The organism is Sphingomonas sp. Leaf21 (genome assembly GCF_916858675.1).
In the GTDB taxonomy this organism is placed as follows: domain Bacteria; phylum Pseudomonadota; class Alphaproteobacteria; order Sphingomonadales; family Sphingomonadaceae; genus Sphingomonas.
The window spans coordinates 1-14544 of sequence record NZ_CAKASM010000015.1; the positions used below are offsets into that span (position 1 = coordinate 1).

Here is a 14544-nt window from a genome sequence, read left to right on the forward strand (position 1 = left end):
TCGGGCGCGGGCTGGCCGGGGCGGCGGGCTGGCCGAAGCCGGGAGGGAGCAGCGATTCGGGCCGGTCCTGCGCCGCCGCCAGCGCGGCGGCCCCGACCATCAGCAGCGCGACGGCGCGGGGCAGATGGCGGAAAACCGCCGTCCGCTTATTGCAGGTTGCCAAGCGAGACCGCCTTCTCGACCTGGGTCGTCGGCCGCTCGGTCGCCCGGCCCGAGAGCAGGAACAGCCCCCCGACGATGACCACGAGGAGGAGGATGAGCGCAACGAGCGAACGGGACATGAAACGCAAAACCTTATAATGGACCCGTGAAAGCCCGGCCGGTGTTGCCGGGCGCGCGCCCGCTGTATAGCGCAGAGTGCAATGTTGCAAAGCCACAACCCTGTAGATGCAAGCTGGAACGGGTCACCCATCGTATTGGTGGGGCTGATGGGCGTGGGCAAGTCGACCGTCGGCCGCCGCCTGGCGAATCGGCTGCGGGTGCCTTTCGTCGATGCCGACACCGCGATCGAGGAAGCCGCGGGCATGAGCGTGTCCGAGATCTTCGCCCAGTTCGGCGAACCCTATTTCCGCGATGGCGAGCGTCGCGTGATCGCAAGGCTGGTCGATGGCCGACCCAAGGTGATCGCGACGGGCGGCGGCGCCTTCATCAACGACGACACCCGCGCGCTCATCCTGGAACAGGCGACCGCGATCTGGCTGAATGCGGCGCCCGAGGTCCTGGCCGAACGCGTCCGGCGGCGCGACACGCGTCCGCTGCTTCGTGGCAAGGACCCGCTCAAGGTGCTTCGCGAGTTGTCGGCGGCGCGCAACCCGATCTATGCGCTCGCGCCCATCCACGTCTCCAGCAAGCGCGGCCCGCATGAGGCCACCGTCAACGCCATCTTGAAAGCCATCGGACGATGAAGACCGTCACCGTGTCGCTGGGCGACCGCAGCTATCCCATCCATATCGAGGCCGGTCTGCTGCCCCGCGCCGCCGACTGGCTCGCCCCCCTTTCGCGAGGGCGGCGGATGGCGATCGTCACCGACGAGAATGTCCGCCCGCATCTCCAGACGCTACAGGCGTCGCTGACCGCCGCGGGGGTCGAGAGCGAGGCGATCATCCTGCCGCCGGGCGAGAAGACAAAGAGCTGGGCGATGCTCGAGCATGTCTGCGACCGGCTGCTGCAGCTCGGCGTGGAGCGCTCGGACCATGTCATCGCGCTTGGCGGCGGCGTGATCGGCGATCTGGTCGGCTTTGCCTGTTCGATCGTCAAGCGCGGCTGTCGCTTCGTCCAGATTCCGACGACGCTGCTGGCGCAGGTCGATTCGTCCGTCGGTGGCAAGACCGCGATCAATACGGCGGCGGGCAAGAACCTGATCGGTGCCTTCCATCAGCCCGCGATGGTGCTGATCGACCCGCAGGTGCTCGACACGCTGCCCGACCGGCACGTTCGCGCGGGCTATGCCGAGGTCGTCAAATACGGGCTGATCGACGATTTCGCCTTTTTCGAATGGTGCGAGGCGAACGCCCCCGCGCTGCTCGCGGGCGACGCCGATGCACGCGTTCACGCCGTCGCCCATTCGGTCGCCGCCAAGGCGCGTATCGTCGCGGCGGACGAGCATGAGACCAACGGCATCCGCGCGCTGCTCAACCTGGGCCACACCTTCGGTCATGCGGTGGAGGCGGAGGCGGGTTTCTCCGATCGGCTTCTCCATGGCGAGGGCGTGGGGGCGGGCTGCGCGCTCGCCTTCCGCTATTCGGTGCGCAAGGGGTTGTGCGAGCGGCAGGACGCCGAACGGGTCGCCGCGCATCTTCGCGCCGTCGGGCTGCCCGATGGCCTCGCCGCCGCCGGGATCGATGCAGCCCCCGCGACGTTGGTCGAGCATATGAAGCACGACAAGAAGATGGCGTCGGGCACCCTGCCCTTCCTGCTCGCGCGCGGGATCGGGCGGACCTATCTCGACAAGACGGTCGATCTCGACGACGTCGCCGCCTTCCTGGACACGGAACCCCGCTGATGCCCAACGGGGTCGCCAAGCAGAACCTGCCGAGCAAGATCTGCCCGGCGTGCGGGCGACCTTTCACCTGGCGCAAGAAGTGGGCGCGGGACTGGGATCAGGTGGTCTATTGTTCGGATACGTGCCGGAAGAAGCGGTGAGGGTTGGGCGTGGCCTTCGACTACGCTCGGGCTGAACGCGGGTTGGGAATGTCGCCCTACGGCCGTTCGCGCCGAGCGAAGTCGAAGCGTACGCCCGATCCTAGCCGCGCGCCGCCTTTCCGGCCGCCAGCGCGCGTTCGCGGGCCTCGCGGTGGCCGATGATCTTGGCCGGATAGTCCTTCGGACGACACCCCGCCTCGTCCGGATCGTGGATCGCCGTATCGGACAGATGCTTCAACTCGGGCACCCATTCGCGGATATAGTCACCGGCGTCGAACTTCTCCGACTGACTGAGCGGTGCCATGATCCGTCCGAACATGTTGGCGTCGATCCCGGTCCCCGCGACCCATTGCCAGTTGACCGCATTGTTTCCGTAATCGGCATCGACCAGGCAATCCCAGAACCAGCGCTCTCCCTCGCGCCAGTCGATCAACAGATGCTTGATGAGGAAGGACGCCGTGATCATCCGGACGCGGTTGTGCATCCAGCCGGTCGTCCAGAGCTGGCGCATCCCGGCGTCGACGATCGGATAGCCGGTCCGCCCGGTCCGCCACGCCTTCAGGTCGGCCTCGGCCGCCTTGCCCGTTCGCCAGGGCAAGCGATCGAACGCCTCGCGCCCGTTGCGATCGGCATAGTCGGGCAGCGCCATCACCACGCCGTCGGTGAAGTCGCGCCAGGCCAGTTCCTTGCGATAGGTCTCCGTATCGCCGTGCCGGTCGAGCGCATACCAGACCGCGCGCACCGACACCTCGCCGAAATGGAGATGCGGCGACAGGCGCGAGCTGCCTTCCTCCGACGGCATGTTGCGTGCCGTGTCATAGGCGGATGCCTTGCCGACAAAGTCCTTGATCCGCTCGCGCCCCGCCGCCTCGCCCGGCGTCCAGTCCGCGTCGAACCCCGTCGACCAGTCGGGCTTGGTCGGCAGCAGTTTCCAGTCACCCAGCGTCTCGCCCTTCGGCCAGGGTTCGGGCGCGGTCAGCGCTTCGGGCGGATCGACGGGATGTTCCGGTGGCAGATGCCCCTGCAGCCCCTTCCAGAAGGCCGAGTAGATGCGGAAGGGCTTGCCGCCGCCAGTCGTAACCAGCTCGGGGCGCGCGAGATGGTTGCCGTCGTGGAGGCAGATCGCGTCCCCCAGTTGCCGCTCCGCCGCGCGCCACCAGGGTTCGTAATGGCGGATAGCATGGATCGTCTCCGCCCCCGTCTCCTTCATCAGCGCGCGCAGGGTCTTCACCGCTGGTCCCTTGCGAAGGATCAGGCGACTGCCCAGCGCCTTCAGGTCCGCGGCGAGGGCGGTCAGGCTGTGGTGCAACCACCAGCGCTGCGCCGCGCCCATCCGCCAGTCCCCGGGCGTGTCGTCGTCGAGTATATAGACCGGGATGACGGGCCCCGCCTCGGCCGCCGCAAGAAGTGCGGGTTGGTCATGAAGTCGGAGATCCTGGCGAAACCACAGGATGGAGGGGACGGCGGTCATCCGGTGGCTACGCTTCGCCCGCCGCCCGGTTCCCGGCCCTGCCATCGTTTGCCCAGCGTCAGGATCGCGGTGACGTGGCGCTCGGCGATCGCCATGACATCGTCGCCATATCCGCCGCCGACCGTACTCGCGAGCGGCAAGCCCCGCGCCAGCGCCAGATCGGCGATACGGTTCTCGCGCGCCACCAGCCCTGCCTGCGAAAGCGACAGGCGTCCCAGCCGATCATCCACGAACGGGTCGACGCCCGCCTGATAGAGGATGATGTCGGGCCGATGCTCGTCGAGGAACGGCCGGAGCGTCGTCTCCAGCGCGGCGAGATAGCCATCGTCGTCCACGCCATCGGGCAGGCCGACGTCCAGCGTCGAGCGTGCCTTGCGCGCCGGGAAATTCTTCTCGGCGTGGATCGAATAGGTGACGATATCGGTCCGCCCGGCGGTCAGCGCGGCGGTGCCGTCGCCCTGGTGCACGTCGCAGTCGACGATCGCCACGCGCCCGACAATGCCTTCCTCGACCAGCCGGTTGGCGGTGATCGCCAGGTCGTTGAAGATGCAATAGCCCGCCCCCGTATTGGCCAGCGCGTGGTGGCTGCCCCCGGCGGTGTTGGCGGCGAAGCCATGTTCCAGCGCCAGAAGCGCGGCGGTCCAGCTTCCACCCGGCACCGCCCGCGCGCGATATGCGACCCGCTCGGTGACCGGAAAGCCGATCCGCCGCGTCTTCTCGGGCGGCACCCGCGCCTCCAGCACCTCGGCGACGTAATCGGGATCGTGCACCGCCTCGATCCATTCGGGTGGCATCAGCGCCGGTTCGGTCCACGCCACCGCATCGCCCCGTTCGCGCAACAGGTCGCGGATCGCACCGTTCTTGCCCCAGCGATAGGTGGACCGCGTGGTGGCCTCGGTCACATAGGCCGGGTGATGGACGACATGGATCATCCTGCCTAGGTAGGATGCCATGACCCGCGATAGGAGGGCCGAGCGCCCCGTGCCCGAACTGCGCGCCGACGTCGCCCGCTTCCTCGGCTATTACAACCGCCTCCCCGGCCCGCCCCAGCAGGATCTGGGCCCAGTGGCCGCGCGTGAGATGATGCGCGCGGCGCGCGACCTGACCGATCCGCCGATCGGACCGCTGGGGATCGACCGGCGCTTCGCCATCGACGGGCCGGCCGGTGCGATGCCGGCAAGGCTGTTCGACAGCCGGGCGGATCGAGGGGCGGATCGAGGGGCGGGTCCGGTCGTGCTGTTCCTTCATGGCGGCGGGTTCGTGATGGGCGATATCGACACCCATGCCCCGCTCGCCGCCGAGACCGCCCGGTCGCTCGACCTGCCCGTCGTCTCGCTCGACTATCGGCTCGCGCCCGAACACCGCTGGCCCGCCGCACCCGAGGATTGCGAGGCCGCGGCACGCTGGCTGGCCGATCAGCCGGGGACGACCGGCCTCGTGCTGATGGGGGACAGTGCCGGGGGTACGCTCGCGACGGCGACGGCGATGGCGTTGCGCGATCGCCCGGCGGCGACGCCCGTAATCGCCCAGGGGCTGCTCTACCCCGCCACCGATATGGGGCGGGCGCATCCGTCGCTTCGCGACTTCGCCGAGGGCTATTTCCTGACCCGCGCGATGCTCGACTGGTTCGTCGACTGCTACGCCGCCGACCTTGGCGATGTCCGCGCCGCGCCGATGCGGGGCGACCTGTCCGCCATGCCGCCAGCGGCGATCGTGACCGCGGAGTGCGACCCGATCCGCGATCAGGGGCGCGCCTATGCGGCGGCATTGGTCCGTGCAGGGGTGCCCGTCGATTTTCGAGAAGCCAAGGGCACGATCCACGGCTTTGCCACGCTGCGCAAGGCGATCCCCTCCGGCGTCGGCGACCTGACCGCATTCCTGCTTGCGTTGCACGCGCTGATCGTCGAGGCGGTTGCGGCACGCCCAATGGGACAATGATGATGACCGAACTCCCCTATCGCCCCTGTGCGGGCGTCATCCTGATGAACCGCGACGGCCGCGTCTTCGTGGGGCAGCGGATCGATTCGACGCTGGAGGCGTGGCAGTTGCCGCAGGGCGGGATAGACCCCGGCGAGGATGCCGATACCGCCGCCTTGCGCGAGCTGTGGGAGGAGACGGGGGTCACCGCCGACAAGGTCGCGCTGATCGCGCGCGCGCCGCGCGAGCTGACCTACGACCTTCCCGAGGACATGATCGGCAAGGTCTGGAAGGGCAAGTGGCGTGGCCAGCGGCAGAGCTGGTTTCTCTATCGCTTCCTGGGTGACGACGGCGATATCCGCATCGAGACCGAGCATCCCGAATTCCGCGCCTGGCGCTGGGCCGAGCCGGAAACGCTGCCCGCGATGATCGTGCCCTTCAAGAAGGCGCTGTACGAGGAACTGCTGGTCGTCTTCGCGGACCATTTCGCCGCACCGCAGGGGGACGCCGCCATTCCCGCCGGTCCACGAAGCGCATAAGGCTCGCGCCCATGACGAAGCGGCTGCTGCTGATCCCCATCGCGCTGGGCCTGCTGGCCAATGCCGATCCCAACGATCCCGACCCCGCGCTGATCCCGCCGGAGATCCGCCGGATGCTGGAGGCCGCGATCGCCAGCGGCAACGAGACCGAGATCACCACCGTCGTCAAATATGCGCGCAACGCCGTGCCCGACGCCGCCGATGCGATCGACGCGATGGCCGATGTCTGGCGCGACGAAAAGACAGCCAGCCACAGCCGGACGATCCGCGAGGCGACCTTCTTCGACCTGTGGCATGGCCGGGCCGAACTGGGCGGCTTCGCGACGACGGGCAACAGCCAGAATATCGGCCTGACCGGCATCGTCGACCTGACCCGCGAAGGGCTGCAATGGCGGCACAAGCTGCACCTGCAGGGCGACTATCAGGAAAGCTTCAACATCGTCAGTCGCGAACATTATGTCGCGTCCTACGAACCCAATTTCAAACTCAGCGCCAACAATTACGTCTATGGCGCCGCGCAATATGAGAGCGACCGGTTCCTCGGTTATTTCAACCGCTTCTCCGCTTCGGCGGGTGCGGGTTACAGCGCGATCCGCAAGCCCAACATGACACTCGACGTCGAACTCGGACCCGCCTTCCGCCATACCGAATTCACCGACGACCGGATCGAAAGCGCGCTGGCGGCACGTGGCAACCTGAACTTCACCTGGAAGCTGACCCCGGCCATATCGTTCAACCAGACGGCGTCGGCCTATCTTCAGCGGTTCAACAGCACGGTCGGCACCAACTCAGCGCTCAACGCCAAGGTGTTCGGGCCGCTGTCCGCGCAATTCTCGTACAATGTCCAGTATGAAAGCCAGCCCCCGATCGGTCGCCGCACCACCGACACGATCAGTCGCGCCTCGGTGGTATATAGCTTCTGAAACTTTTTTCCCTCACTCCTGTCCAGGGGCGAGGGAGAAACGGTCTCCCCTCCGATTTCCGCCAGCCGGGGTTCACCTGCCCCCCTTCCATGGCCTAGGCTGCCGCCATGGAGAGACTGAACACCACCGAGCGGGACGCCGTGGCGGCCGCCGCCGCATACCCCATGCTGACGCTCACCGAGCAATGGGCGGCGATCAACAGCGGGACGCGCAACTTGCCCGGCCTGAAGACGATGGCCGAACAGCTTGCCGAGCGTTTCGGCACGCTGCCCGGCGCGCTGACCATGGTCGCGCCGGATCGGGTCGAGCGGGTCGGCTCCGACGGCCACCCGGTCGCGCTGGATCATGGGCACCACCTGCATCTCGCCGTCCGCCCCGACGCGCCCGTGCGGATGCTGTTCACCGGACACATGGATACTGTCTATCCGGTCGATCACCCGTTTCAGCAGGTGACCCGGATCGACGACAATCGTCTGGGCGGCCCCGGCGTCGCGGACATGAAGGGCGGGCTGGCGGTGCTGCTCGCCGCGCTCCATGCGGTCGAGGCGAGCCCGCTGGCGGATCGCTTCGGCTATGACGTCCTGATCAACTCCGACGAGGAAACGGGGTCGGCCTCGTCGGCGGCCCTGATCGCGCGACTGGCGGCGGGCAAGGTCGCCGCGCTCACCTACGAGCCCGCGCTCCCGGACGGGACGCTGGCGGGCGCCCGAGGTGGGACGGGCAATTTCACGATCGTCGTGCGCGGACGCAGCGCCCATGCCGGACGCAATCCGGAGGAAGGCCGCAACGCCATCGTCGCCGCCGCGCGCATCACGCTGGAACTCAACCAGCTCGCCGCCGACGACATCACCGTCAACCCGGCGCGGATCGATGGCGGTGGCCCGAACAACGTGGTGCCCGACCTCGCCATGCTGCAGGTCAATTTCCGCCCCCGCGCGCTTGCCGCGATCGAGCGAACCGGCCCCGCGATGAAGGTGATCGCCGAGCGGATCGCCGCCGAGCATGACGTCCGCGTGGCGGTGCATGGCAGCTTCAACCGCCCGCCCAAGCCGATCGACGACGGCGCGGCCGCCCTGTTCGAGACGGTGCGCGGCGCGGGCGCCGACCTGGGCCTGTCGATCGGCTGGCGCGCCACGGGCGGTGTGTGCGACGGCAACAACATCGCGGCGGCGGGGGTGCCCGTGGTCGACACGATGGGCGTGCGTGGCGGCGCGATCCACTCGATGGACGAATATATGCTGATCGACAGCCTCGCCGAGCGCGCGGGCTTGTCCGCCCTGACGATCCTGCGCATCATCGGTGCCGCATGAACAGCTTTCGCATCCGTCCCGCCGTCGACAGCGACCTTCGCCATTTGTACGAGATGGCCAAGCTGACCGGGGGCGGCTTCACCAACCTGCCCCCGGACCGTCGCGCGCTGGGCGCCAAGCTGGCGCGCAGCCACGAGGCCTTCGGCCGCGAGGCGGACGGCAGCATCCGCGACGAGCTGTTCGTCCTGGTGCTGGAGGACCGGACGACCGGTGATGTACGCGGCACCTGCCAGATCTTCACCCATGTCGGGCAGAAGCATCCCTTCTACAGCTACCGGATCGGCACGCTGACCCAGCATAGTCGCGAACTCGACCGCACCTTCCGCGCCGAGATGCTGTCGCTGGCGACCGATCTGGAAGGGGCGAGCGAGGTGGGCGGGCTGTTCCTGCATCCCGGCGAGCGCGCGGGTGGTCTCGGCCTCCTGCTCGCCCGCAGCCGCTATCTCTTCATCCGCGCCAACCGTGCGCGCTTCGCCGACCGGGTGCTGGCCGAGCTGCGCGGGGTCATCGACGAGGCGGGGGGATCGCCCTTCTGGGATGGCCTGGCGGGTCGCTTCTTCGGAATGAATTTCCAGCAGGCGGACGAGTTCAACGCCATCCACGGGCACCAGTTCATCGCCGACCTGATGCCCAAGCACCCCATCTATACCGCGATGCTGACCGAGACCGCCCGCGCGGCGATCGGCCTGCCCCACCCATCGGGCCGCGCGGCGATGCGGATGCTGGAGAATGAGGGGTTCGCCTTCGAACACTATATCGACATCTTCGACGGCGGACCGACCATGACCGCGCGCACCGATCAGGTTCGATCGATCCGCGACGCGCGTGAAAGCCGGGTCGTCGGGATCGACGTGCATTCGGGACGTGAGGCGCTGGTCGCCGCCGGGCGGCTGACCGACTTTCGCTGCGCGCTGGGCGAGGTGCGCGACGGCGATGGCGGGATCATCATTTCCGAAGACACCGCGACGACGCTCGACCTGTCGGTCGGCGATACCGTCCTCCATATCGATCGGTGAGGGTCATGCTGAGAGAAATCAACTTCGACGGCATCATCGGCCCGAGCCACAATTATGCGGGGCTCAGCCATGGCAACCTCGCCGCCACCCGCAATGCGGGCAAGACCTCGCACCCCCGCGCCGCCGCGCTGCAGGGGATCGCGAAGATGCGTGCGAACCTCGACCTGGGGCTGGTGCAGGGCATCCTCCTGCCCCATCCGCGTCCCGATCATCCCTGGCTGGGCCGTCTGGCGACCGATTACGATGCCGCCTCCCCGGTCCTGAAGGCGCAGGCGCTGTCCGCTTCGGCGATGTGGGCGGCCAATGCCGCGACCGTCTCGCCAGCGCCGGACAGCCGCGACGGACGCTGCCACCTGACCGTCGCCAATCTCATGACCATGCCGCATCGCAGCCATGAATGGCCGGCGACCCTGGCGCAGCTTCGCCTCGCCTTCGCCGATCCGGCCTTCGTCGTCCATTCGCCGGTCCCCGCCCCCTTTGGCGACGAGGGCGCGGCCAACCATATGCGGCTCTGCGTCGCGCACGATCACCCCGGCGTCGAGGTCTTCGTCTATGGCGAGAGCGGCGGCCCCTTCCCGGCACGCCAGCATCGGCAGGCGTGCGAAGCGGTCGCGCGCGCGCATCGCCTGTCCCCCGACCGGGTCCTGTTCGCCCGCCAGTCGGATGCCGCCATCGCCGCTGGCGCCTTCCATAACGATGTGGTCGCGGTCGCCAACGAACGCGTCCTGTTCGCGCACGAACAGGCCTTTGCCGATCCCACCCGGCTCTATGACGACCTGCGCAGCCTGATGCGCGAGGTGGAGATCGTCGAAGTCCCAGCCGACCGCGTCAGCCTGGAGGACGCCATCGCCTCCTATCTGTTCAACGCGCAACTGGTCACCCCGCCGGGCGGCGAGCCCACCCTGATCCTGCCGCAGGAGGCGCGCGACAATGACGCGGTGTGGTCCTGGCTTCAGGATCATGTCGCGGGCAACGGCCCGATCCGACGGCTCGAAGTGGTCGACGTTCGCGAATCGATGGCCAATGGCGGCGGTCCCGCCTGTCTCCGCCTGCGCGTGGTCGCCGATCCCGCCACGGTCGACCCGCGCTTCCTGGTCGATCACGCCCGGCTCGACCGGATCGCCGCCGTCATCGAAGGCCATTGGCCCGAAGCGATCGACCCGGCGGAGATCGGCGACCCTGCCCTGATCCAGCGGATCGAGGCTGCGCGCACCGCGCTGTTGACCCAGCTGGATTGTCTCATATTGACGAGCACTTAGGGACTTGGCCTTTGGAGCATGGGGTGGTGTAATCGGGTCCATGTGGTCCCGCATCGTCGCCCTGTTCACGATCAAGACGAAGTTCGAGGCGTTCCTCGTCATCTATGGTCTCGGGCTGGGCGCGGTGGAGCGCGGCATGCATTATCTGACCGCCTATCCGGGCTGGATGGGCAAGGTGATGTTCGCCGCCTGCCCCATCGCGGTGTTCATGGCCGGAGCGCGGATCCTCGACTCGCTGGAGCGGGACTATCGCGATTGACAGGATAAGTTGGTCGCACGGTTCGCTGGCGACATTATCTGACAATCCGATGACTGGACTAACGCACCTTCAGCGGCTCGAAGCCGAGAGCATCCATATCCTGCGCGAAGTGGTCGCCGAGACGGAGCGGCCGGTCATGCTCTATTCGGTCGGCAAGGATTCGGCCGTAATGCTGCATCTGGCGAAGAAGGCGTTCTTCCCGGCCCGCCCGCCCTTCCCGCTGCTCCATGTCGACACGACCTGGAAATTCCGCGCCATGTACGAACTACGCGACCGCGCGGCCGAGGCGGCGGGCATGGACCTGATCGTCCATCGCAATCCCGAAGCGGAAGCGCTGGGCATCAACCCCTTCGATCATGGCAGCCGCCACACCGATATGTGGAAGACCGAAGGGCTGAAACAGGCGCTGACCGCCGGCGGCTACGACGCGGCGTTCGGCGGCGCGCGGCGTGACGAGGAGAAGAGCCGGGCCAAGGAGCGCGTCTTCTCCTTCCGCTCGGCCGCGCATGGCTGGGATCCCAAGGCGCAGCGGCCCGAGCTGTGGAACCTCTACAACAGCCGCATCCACAAGGGGGAGAGCATCCGCGTCTTCCCGCTGTCCAATTGGACCGAACTCGATATCTGGCAATATATCCTGCAGGAGGGCATCGAAATCGTGCCGCTTTATTTCGCCGCCCCCCGCCCGACGGTGGAGCGCGACGGGATGCTGCTGATGGTCGATGACGACCGTTTCCGGCTGCGGCCGGGCGAAGTTCCGGTGGATCGCTCGATCCGGTTCCGCACGCTCGGCTGCTATCCCCTGACCGGCGCGGTCGAGAGCGAGGCGGCGACCTTGTCGGACGTGATCCAGGAAATGCTGCTGACCACCACGTCGGAACGACAGGGGCGCGCGATCGACCACGATCAGGCCGCCAGCATGGAGAAGAAGAAGCGCGAGGGGTATTTCTGAGATGACCGCCTATCAACCCGATGCGCTGATCGCCGCCGATATCGACGCCTATCTCGCCACCCATGCCGCCAAGTCGATGCTGCGTTTCATCACCTGCGGCTCGGTCGATGACGGCAAGTCGACGCTGATCGGACGGCTGCTCTACGATTCGAAGACGATCTTCGAGGATCAGCTCAGCCAGCTCGAGGCGGACAGCCGCCGCGTCGGCACGCAGGGGCAGAATATCGACTTCGCGCTGCTGGTCGACGGCCTCGCCGCCGAGCGGGAGCAGGGCATCACCATCGACGTCGCGTACCGCTTCTTCGCGACGGAGAAACGCAAGTTCATCGTCGCGGATACGCCGGGGCATGAGCAATATACGCGGAACATGGTGACGGGCGCCTCGACCGCCGATCTGGCGGTGATCCTGATCGATGCGCGCAAGGGCGTGCTGACCCAGACGCGGCGGCACAGCTATCTGGCGCATCTCGTCGGGATCAAGGAGATCGTGCTGGCGGTCAACAAGATGGACCTGGTCGGGCACGACCGGTCGGTCTTCGACACGATCGTCGCGGACTATGCGGGCTTCGCGCGCGGCATCGGGATCGAGCGCTTCACCGCCATTCCGCTGTCGGGCCTGACCGGCGCGAACGTCACCACGCGCTCGCCCGACATGCCCTGGTATGACGGCCCCGCGCTGCTGCCGCATCTTGAGACGGTGGCGATCGATGGCGACCGCGCGGTGGCGGCGTCGTTTCGGATGCCGGTGCAATGGGTCAACCGCCCCGACCTCGACTTTCGCGGCTTTGCCGGGCTGATCGCCGGCGGTTGGGTGTCGATCGGCGACCGGGTGCGGATCGCTCCATCGGGGAAGACGACCGAGATCGCACGGATCGTCACCTATGACGGCGACCGGCCACAGGCGATTGCGGGCGAAGCGGTGACCCTGGTCCTGGCGGACGAGGTGGATTGCTCGCGCGGCGACGTGATCGCCGCCGCCGAGGACCCGCCCGAAACCGCCGACCAGTTCGTCGCAACCATCGTCTGGATGGCCGATGCGCCGCTGGTGCCGGGGCGCAGCTATTCGCTCAAGCTCGGTACGCAACTGGTGGGCGCGACGGTGCAGCCGCCGCGTCACGTGGTCGACGTCAACAGCCAGGAACAGCGCCCCGCCGACACCCTCGCGCTCAACGATATCGGGCTGGCCGAAGTCTATGCCGACCGACCCATCGTCTTCGAGCCCTATGCGAAGGGCAGTATGCTCGGCGGCTTCATCCTGATCGACCGCGCGACCAACGCGACGGTCGCGGCGGGGATGATCGACCATGCGCTTCGCCGCGCGCAGAATGTCCATTGGCAGTCGACGGTCATCACGCGCGAGGCCCATGCCCGGCAAAAGGGACAGACGCCGAAGGTGCTGTGGTTCACCGGGCTGTCGGGCTCGGGCAAGTCGACCATCGCCAATCTGGTCGAGCAGAAGCTCCACGGGCTCGGCCGCCACAGCTTCCTGCTCGACGGCGACAACATCCGCCATGGCCTCAACCGCGATCTCGACTTCTCCGAGGCGGGGCGGGTCGAGAATATCCGCCGGGTGGGCGAGGTCGCCAGGTTGATGGCCGATGCCGGGCTGATCGTCCTGACCGCCTTCATCTCACCCTTCCGCGCCGAGCGCGACATGGTCCGCGCGCTGCTGCCCGAGGGGGAATTCGTCGAGATCTTCATCGACACGCCGCTGTCGGTTGCCGAGGACCGCGACGTGAAGGGGCTCTACGCCAAGGCGCGCGCGGGCGAGATCGCCGAGTTCACCGGCATCTCCAGCCCCTATGAAGCGCCCGAACGCCCCGAAATCCGCGTCGACACGACCAGGGAGACGCCGGAACAGGCGGCATCGCGGATCGTCGAACATGTGCTGGGCATCTGGAGTTACGACCTGTGACCGACGCCGAACTCGCGCGGTCGGTCGCCATCGCGGCGGGCGAATTGCTGAGGGACATCCGCGCCTCGAGCGGGCTGACGGGCGCGCCGCTCGGTGCGCTGGGCGACCGGGACGCCAATGCCCTGATCCTCGACCGGCTTCGCGCGGCGCGGCCCGACGACTTCATCCTGTCCGAGGAGTCGGTCGACGATCGCGCCCGCTGCGCCGCGCGGCGGGTGTGGATCGTCGATCCGCTCGACGGCACGCGCGAATATGCCAGCGGATCGGATGAGTGGGCGGTGCATATCGGCCTCGCCGTCGATGGTCGCCCCGCCCTGGGCGCGGTCGCGGTGCCCGACCGGGCGCAGATCTTCGCGACCGACGACCTGCCGCCCAAGCATCCCCCCTGCCCAACCGGCCTGCGCGTCGTCGTCAGCCGCAGCCGCGCGCCCGATATCGCGCGTTGCGTCGGCGACCGGCTTGGCGCCACCCTCATCCCGATGGGATCGGCGGGTGCCAAGGCGATGGCCGTCGTGGAGGGGCGTGCCGACGTCTATCTGCATGACGGCGGGCAATATGAGTGGGACAATTGCGCCCCCGCCGCCGTCGCACTGGCGGCCGGGCTCCACGCCTCGCGGATCGACGGACAGCCGCTGGTCTATAATTGCGAAAATCCGCTGCTGCCCGACCTGCTGATCTGTCGCCGCGAGGTCGCGGACGAGGTTCTCGACGCTATCGCAAGGGGCTAGGCCCATGTCCCCCTCACCCGACGCGGGACGGCGGGGCCATCGTCCATTCCTCACGCGTGACCTTGTAACGTCACATCGGCTGGTCCAAAGACCGCCGATGCCGCGACCGCTCCCCT

16 protein-coding genes are annotated in these 14544 nt (G+C 67.8%); 13 read left to right on the plus strand and 3 right to left on the minus strand.

Going from position 1 to position 14544, the window contains the following annotated elements; genetic code table 11:
- Positions 1–146: 146 nt before the first annotated feature.
- Entirely contained in the window at positions 147–281 is a 135-nt protein-coding gene (locus tag LRP66_RS18280; RefSeq protein WP_268992459.1) for a hypothetical protein, read from the minus strand.
- Between the two features lie 81 nt (positions 282–362).
- Here LRP66_RS18280 and LRP66_RS12175 point away from each other — a divergent pair, with 81 nt between their 5' ends.
- The 3 genes from LRP66_RS12175 to LRP66_RS12185 are packed head-to-tail and all read left to right on the plus strand — an operon-like array spanning position 363 to position 2142.
- Positions 363–905 carry a shikimate kinase gene (locus tag LRP66_RS12175; protein ID WP_230482868.1) on the plus strand — a complete coding sequence of 181 codons (543 nt, stop codon included), beginning with the start codon at positions 363–365 and terminating at the stop codon, positions 903–905.
- Positions 902–2002, plus strand: a complete 1101-nt coding sequence (gene aroB / locus LRP66_RS12180) for a 3-dehydroquinate synthase (protein ID WP_230482869.1) — start codon at positions 902–904, stop codon at positions 2000–2002. Before LRP66_RS12175 ends, aroB begins: the two co-directional genes overlap by 4 nt.
- Positions 2002–2142, plus strand: a complete 141-nt coding sequence (locus LRP66_RS12185; RefSeq protein ID WP_230482870.1) for a DUF2256 domain-containing protein — start codon at positions 2002–2004, stop codon at positions 2140–2142. The genes aroB and LRP66_RS12185 overlap by 1 nt, the downstream gene beginning before the upstream one ends.
- A gap of 100 nt (positions 2143–2242) precedes the next feature.
- Here LRP66_RS12185 and LRP66_RS12190 read toward each other — a convergent pair whose 3' ends face one another.
- Entirely contained in the window at positions 2243–3613 is a 1371-nt protein-coding gene (locus LRP66_RS12190; protein WP_230482871.1) for a cryptochrome/photolyase family protein, read from the minus strand.
- A complete protein-coding gene (locus LRP66_RS12195) occupies positions 3610–4545 on the minus strand; it encodes a histone deacetylase family protein (RefSeq protein WP_230482934.1) in 936 nt (311 codons plus the stop codon). The genes LRP66_RS12190 and LRP66_RS12195 overlap by 4 nt, the downstream gene beginning before the upstream one ends.
- Before the next feature lie 19 nt (positions 4546–4564).
- Between LRP66_RS12195 and LRP66_RS12200 the strand changes: the two genes are divergently transcribed.
- From LRP66_RS12200 to LRP66_RS12245, 10 genes are all read left to right on the plus strand, one after another.
- On the plus strand, positions 4565–5551 hold the full coding sequence (locus LRP66_RS12200; RefSeq protein ID WP_230482872.1) for an alpha/beta hydrolase: 987 nt from the start codon (positions 4565–4567) through the stop codon (positions 5549–5551).
- Positions 5552–5553: 2 nt separating this feature from the next.
- Positions 5554–6069 (plus strand): RNA pyrophosphohydrolase, encoded by a 516-nt coding sequence (locus tag LRP66_RS12205; RefSeq protein WP_230482935.1) that lies wholly within the window; start codon positions 5554–5556, stop codon positions 6067–6069.
- A gap of 11 nt (positions 6070–6080) precedes the next feature.
- A complete protein-coding gene (locus LRP66_RS12210; RefSeq protein ID WP_230482873.1) occupies positions 6081–6992 on the plus strand; it encodes a DUF481 domain-containing protein in 912 nt (303 codons plus the stop codon).
- Between the two features lie 107 nt (positions 6993–7099).
- Complete coding sequence (locus tag LRP66_RS12215; protein WP_230482874.1) at positions 7100–8302, plus strand: hydrolase; 1203 nt, start codon at positions 7100–7102, stop codon at positions 8300–8302.
- Positions 8299–9318 (plus strand): arginine N-succinyltransferase, encoded by a 1020-nt coding sequence (locus tag LRP66_RS12220; protein ID WP_230482875.1) that lies wholly within the window; start codon positions 8299–8301, stop codon positions 9316–9318. Before LRP66_RS12215 ends, LRP66_RS12220 begins: the two co-directional genes overlap by 4 nt.
- Positions 9319–9323: 5 nt before the next feature.
- Entirely contained in the window at positions 9324–10577 is a 1254-nt protein-coding gene (locus LRP66_RS12225; protein WP_230482876.1) for an N-succinylarginine dihydrolase, read from the plus strand.
- Between the two features lie 40 nt (positions 10578–10617).
- Complete coding sequence (locus tag LRP66_RS12230) at positions 10618–10836, plus strand: hypothetical protein (protein ID WP_230482877.1); 219 nt, start codon at positions 10618–10620, stop codon at positions 10834–10836.
- Positions 10837–10885: 49 nt separating this feature from the next.
- Positions 10886–11785 (plus strand): sulfate adenylyltransferase subunit CysD, encoded by a 900-nt coding sequence (gene cysD / locus LRP66_RS12235; protein ID WP_230482878.1) that lies wholly within the window; start codon positions 10886–10888, stop codon positions 11783–11785.
- A 1-nt stretch (position 11786) separates the two neighbouring features.
- Positions 11787–13700 carry a sulfate adenylyltransferase subunit CysN gene (gene cysN / locus LRP66_RS12240; protein WP_230482879.1) on the plus strand — a complete coding sequence of 638 codons (1914 nt, stop codon included), beginning with the start codon at positions 11787–11789 and terminating at the stop codon, positions 13698–13700.
- Positions 13697–14428 carry a 3'(2'),5'-bisphosphate nucleotidase CysQ gene (locus LRP66_RS12245; protein ID WP_230482880.1) on the plus strand — a complete coding sequence of 244 codons (732 nt, stop codon included), beginning with the start codon at positions 13697–13699 and terminating at the stop codon, positions 14426–14428. The genes cysN and LRP66_RS12245 overlap by 4 nt, the downstream gene beginning before the upstream one ends.
- Positions 14429–14544: the final 116 nt, after the last annotated feature.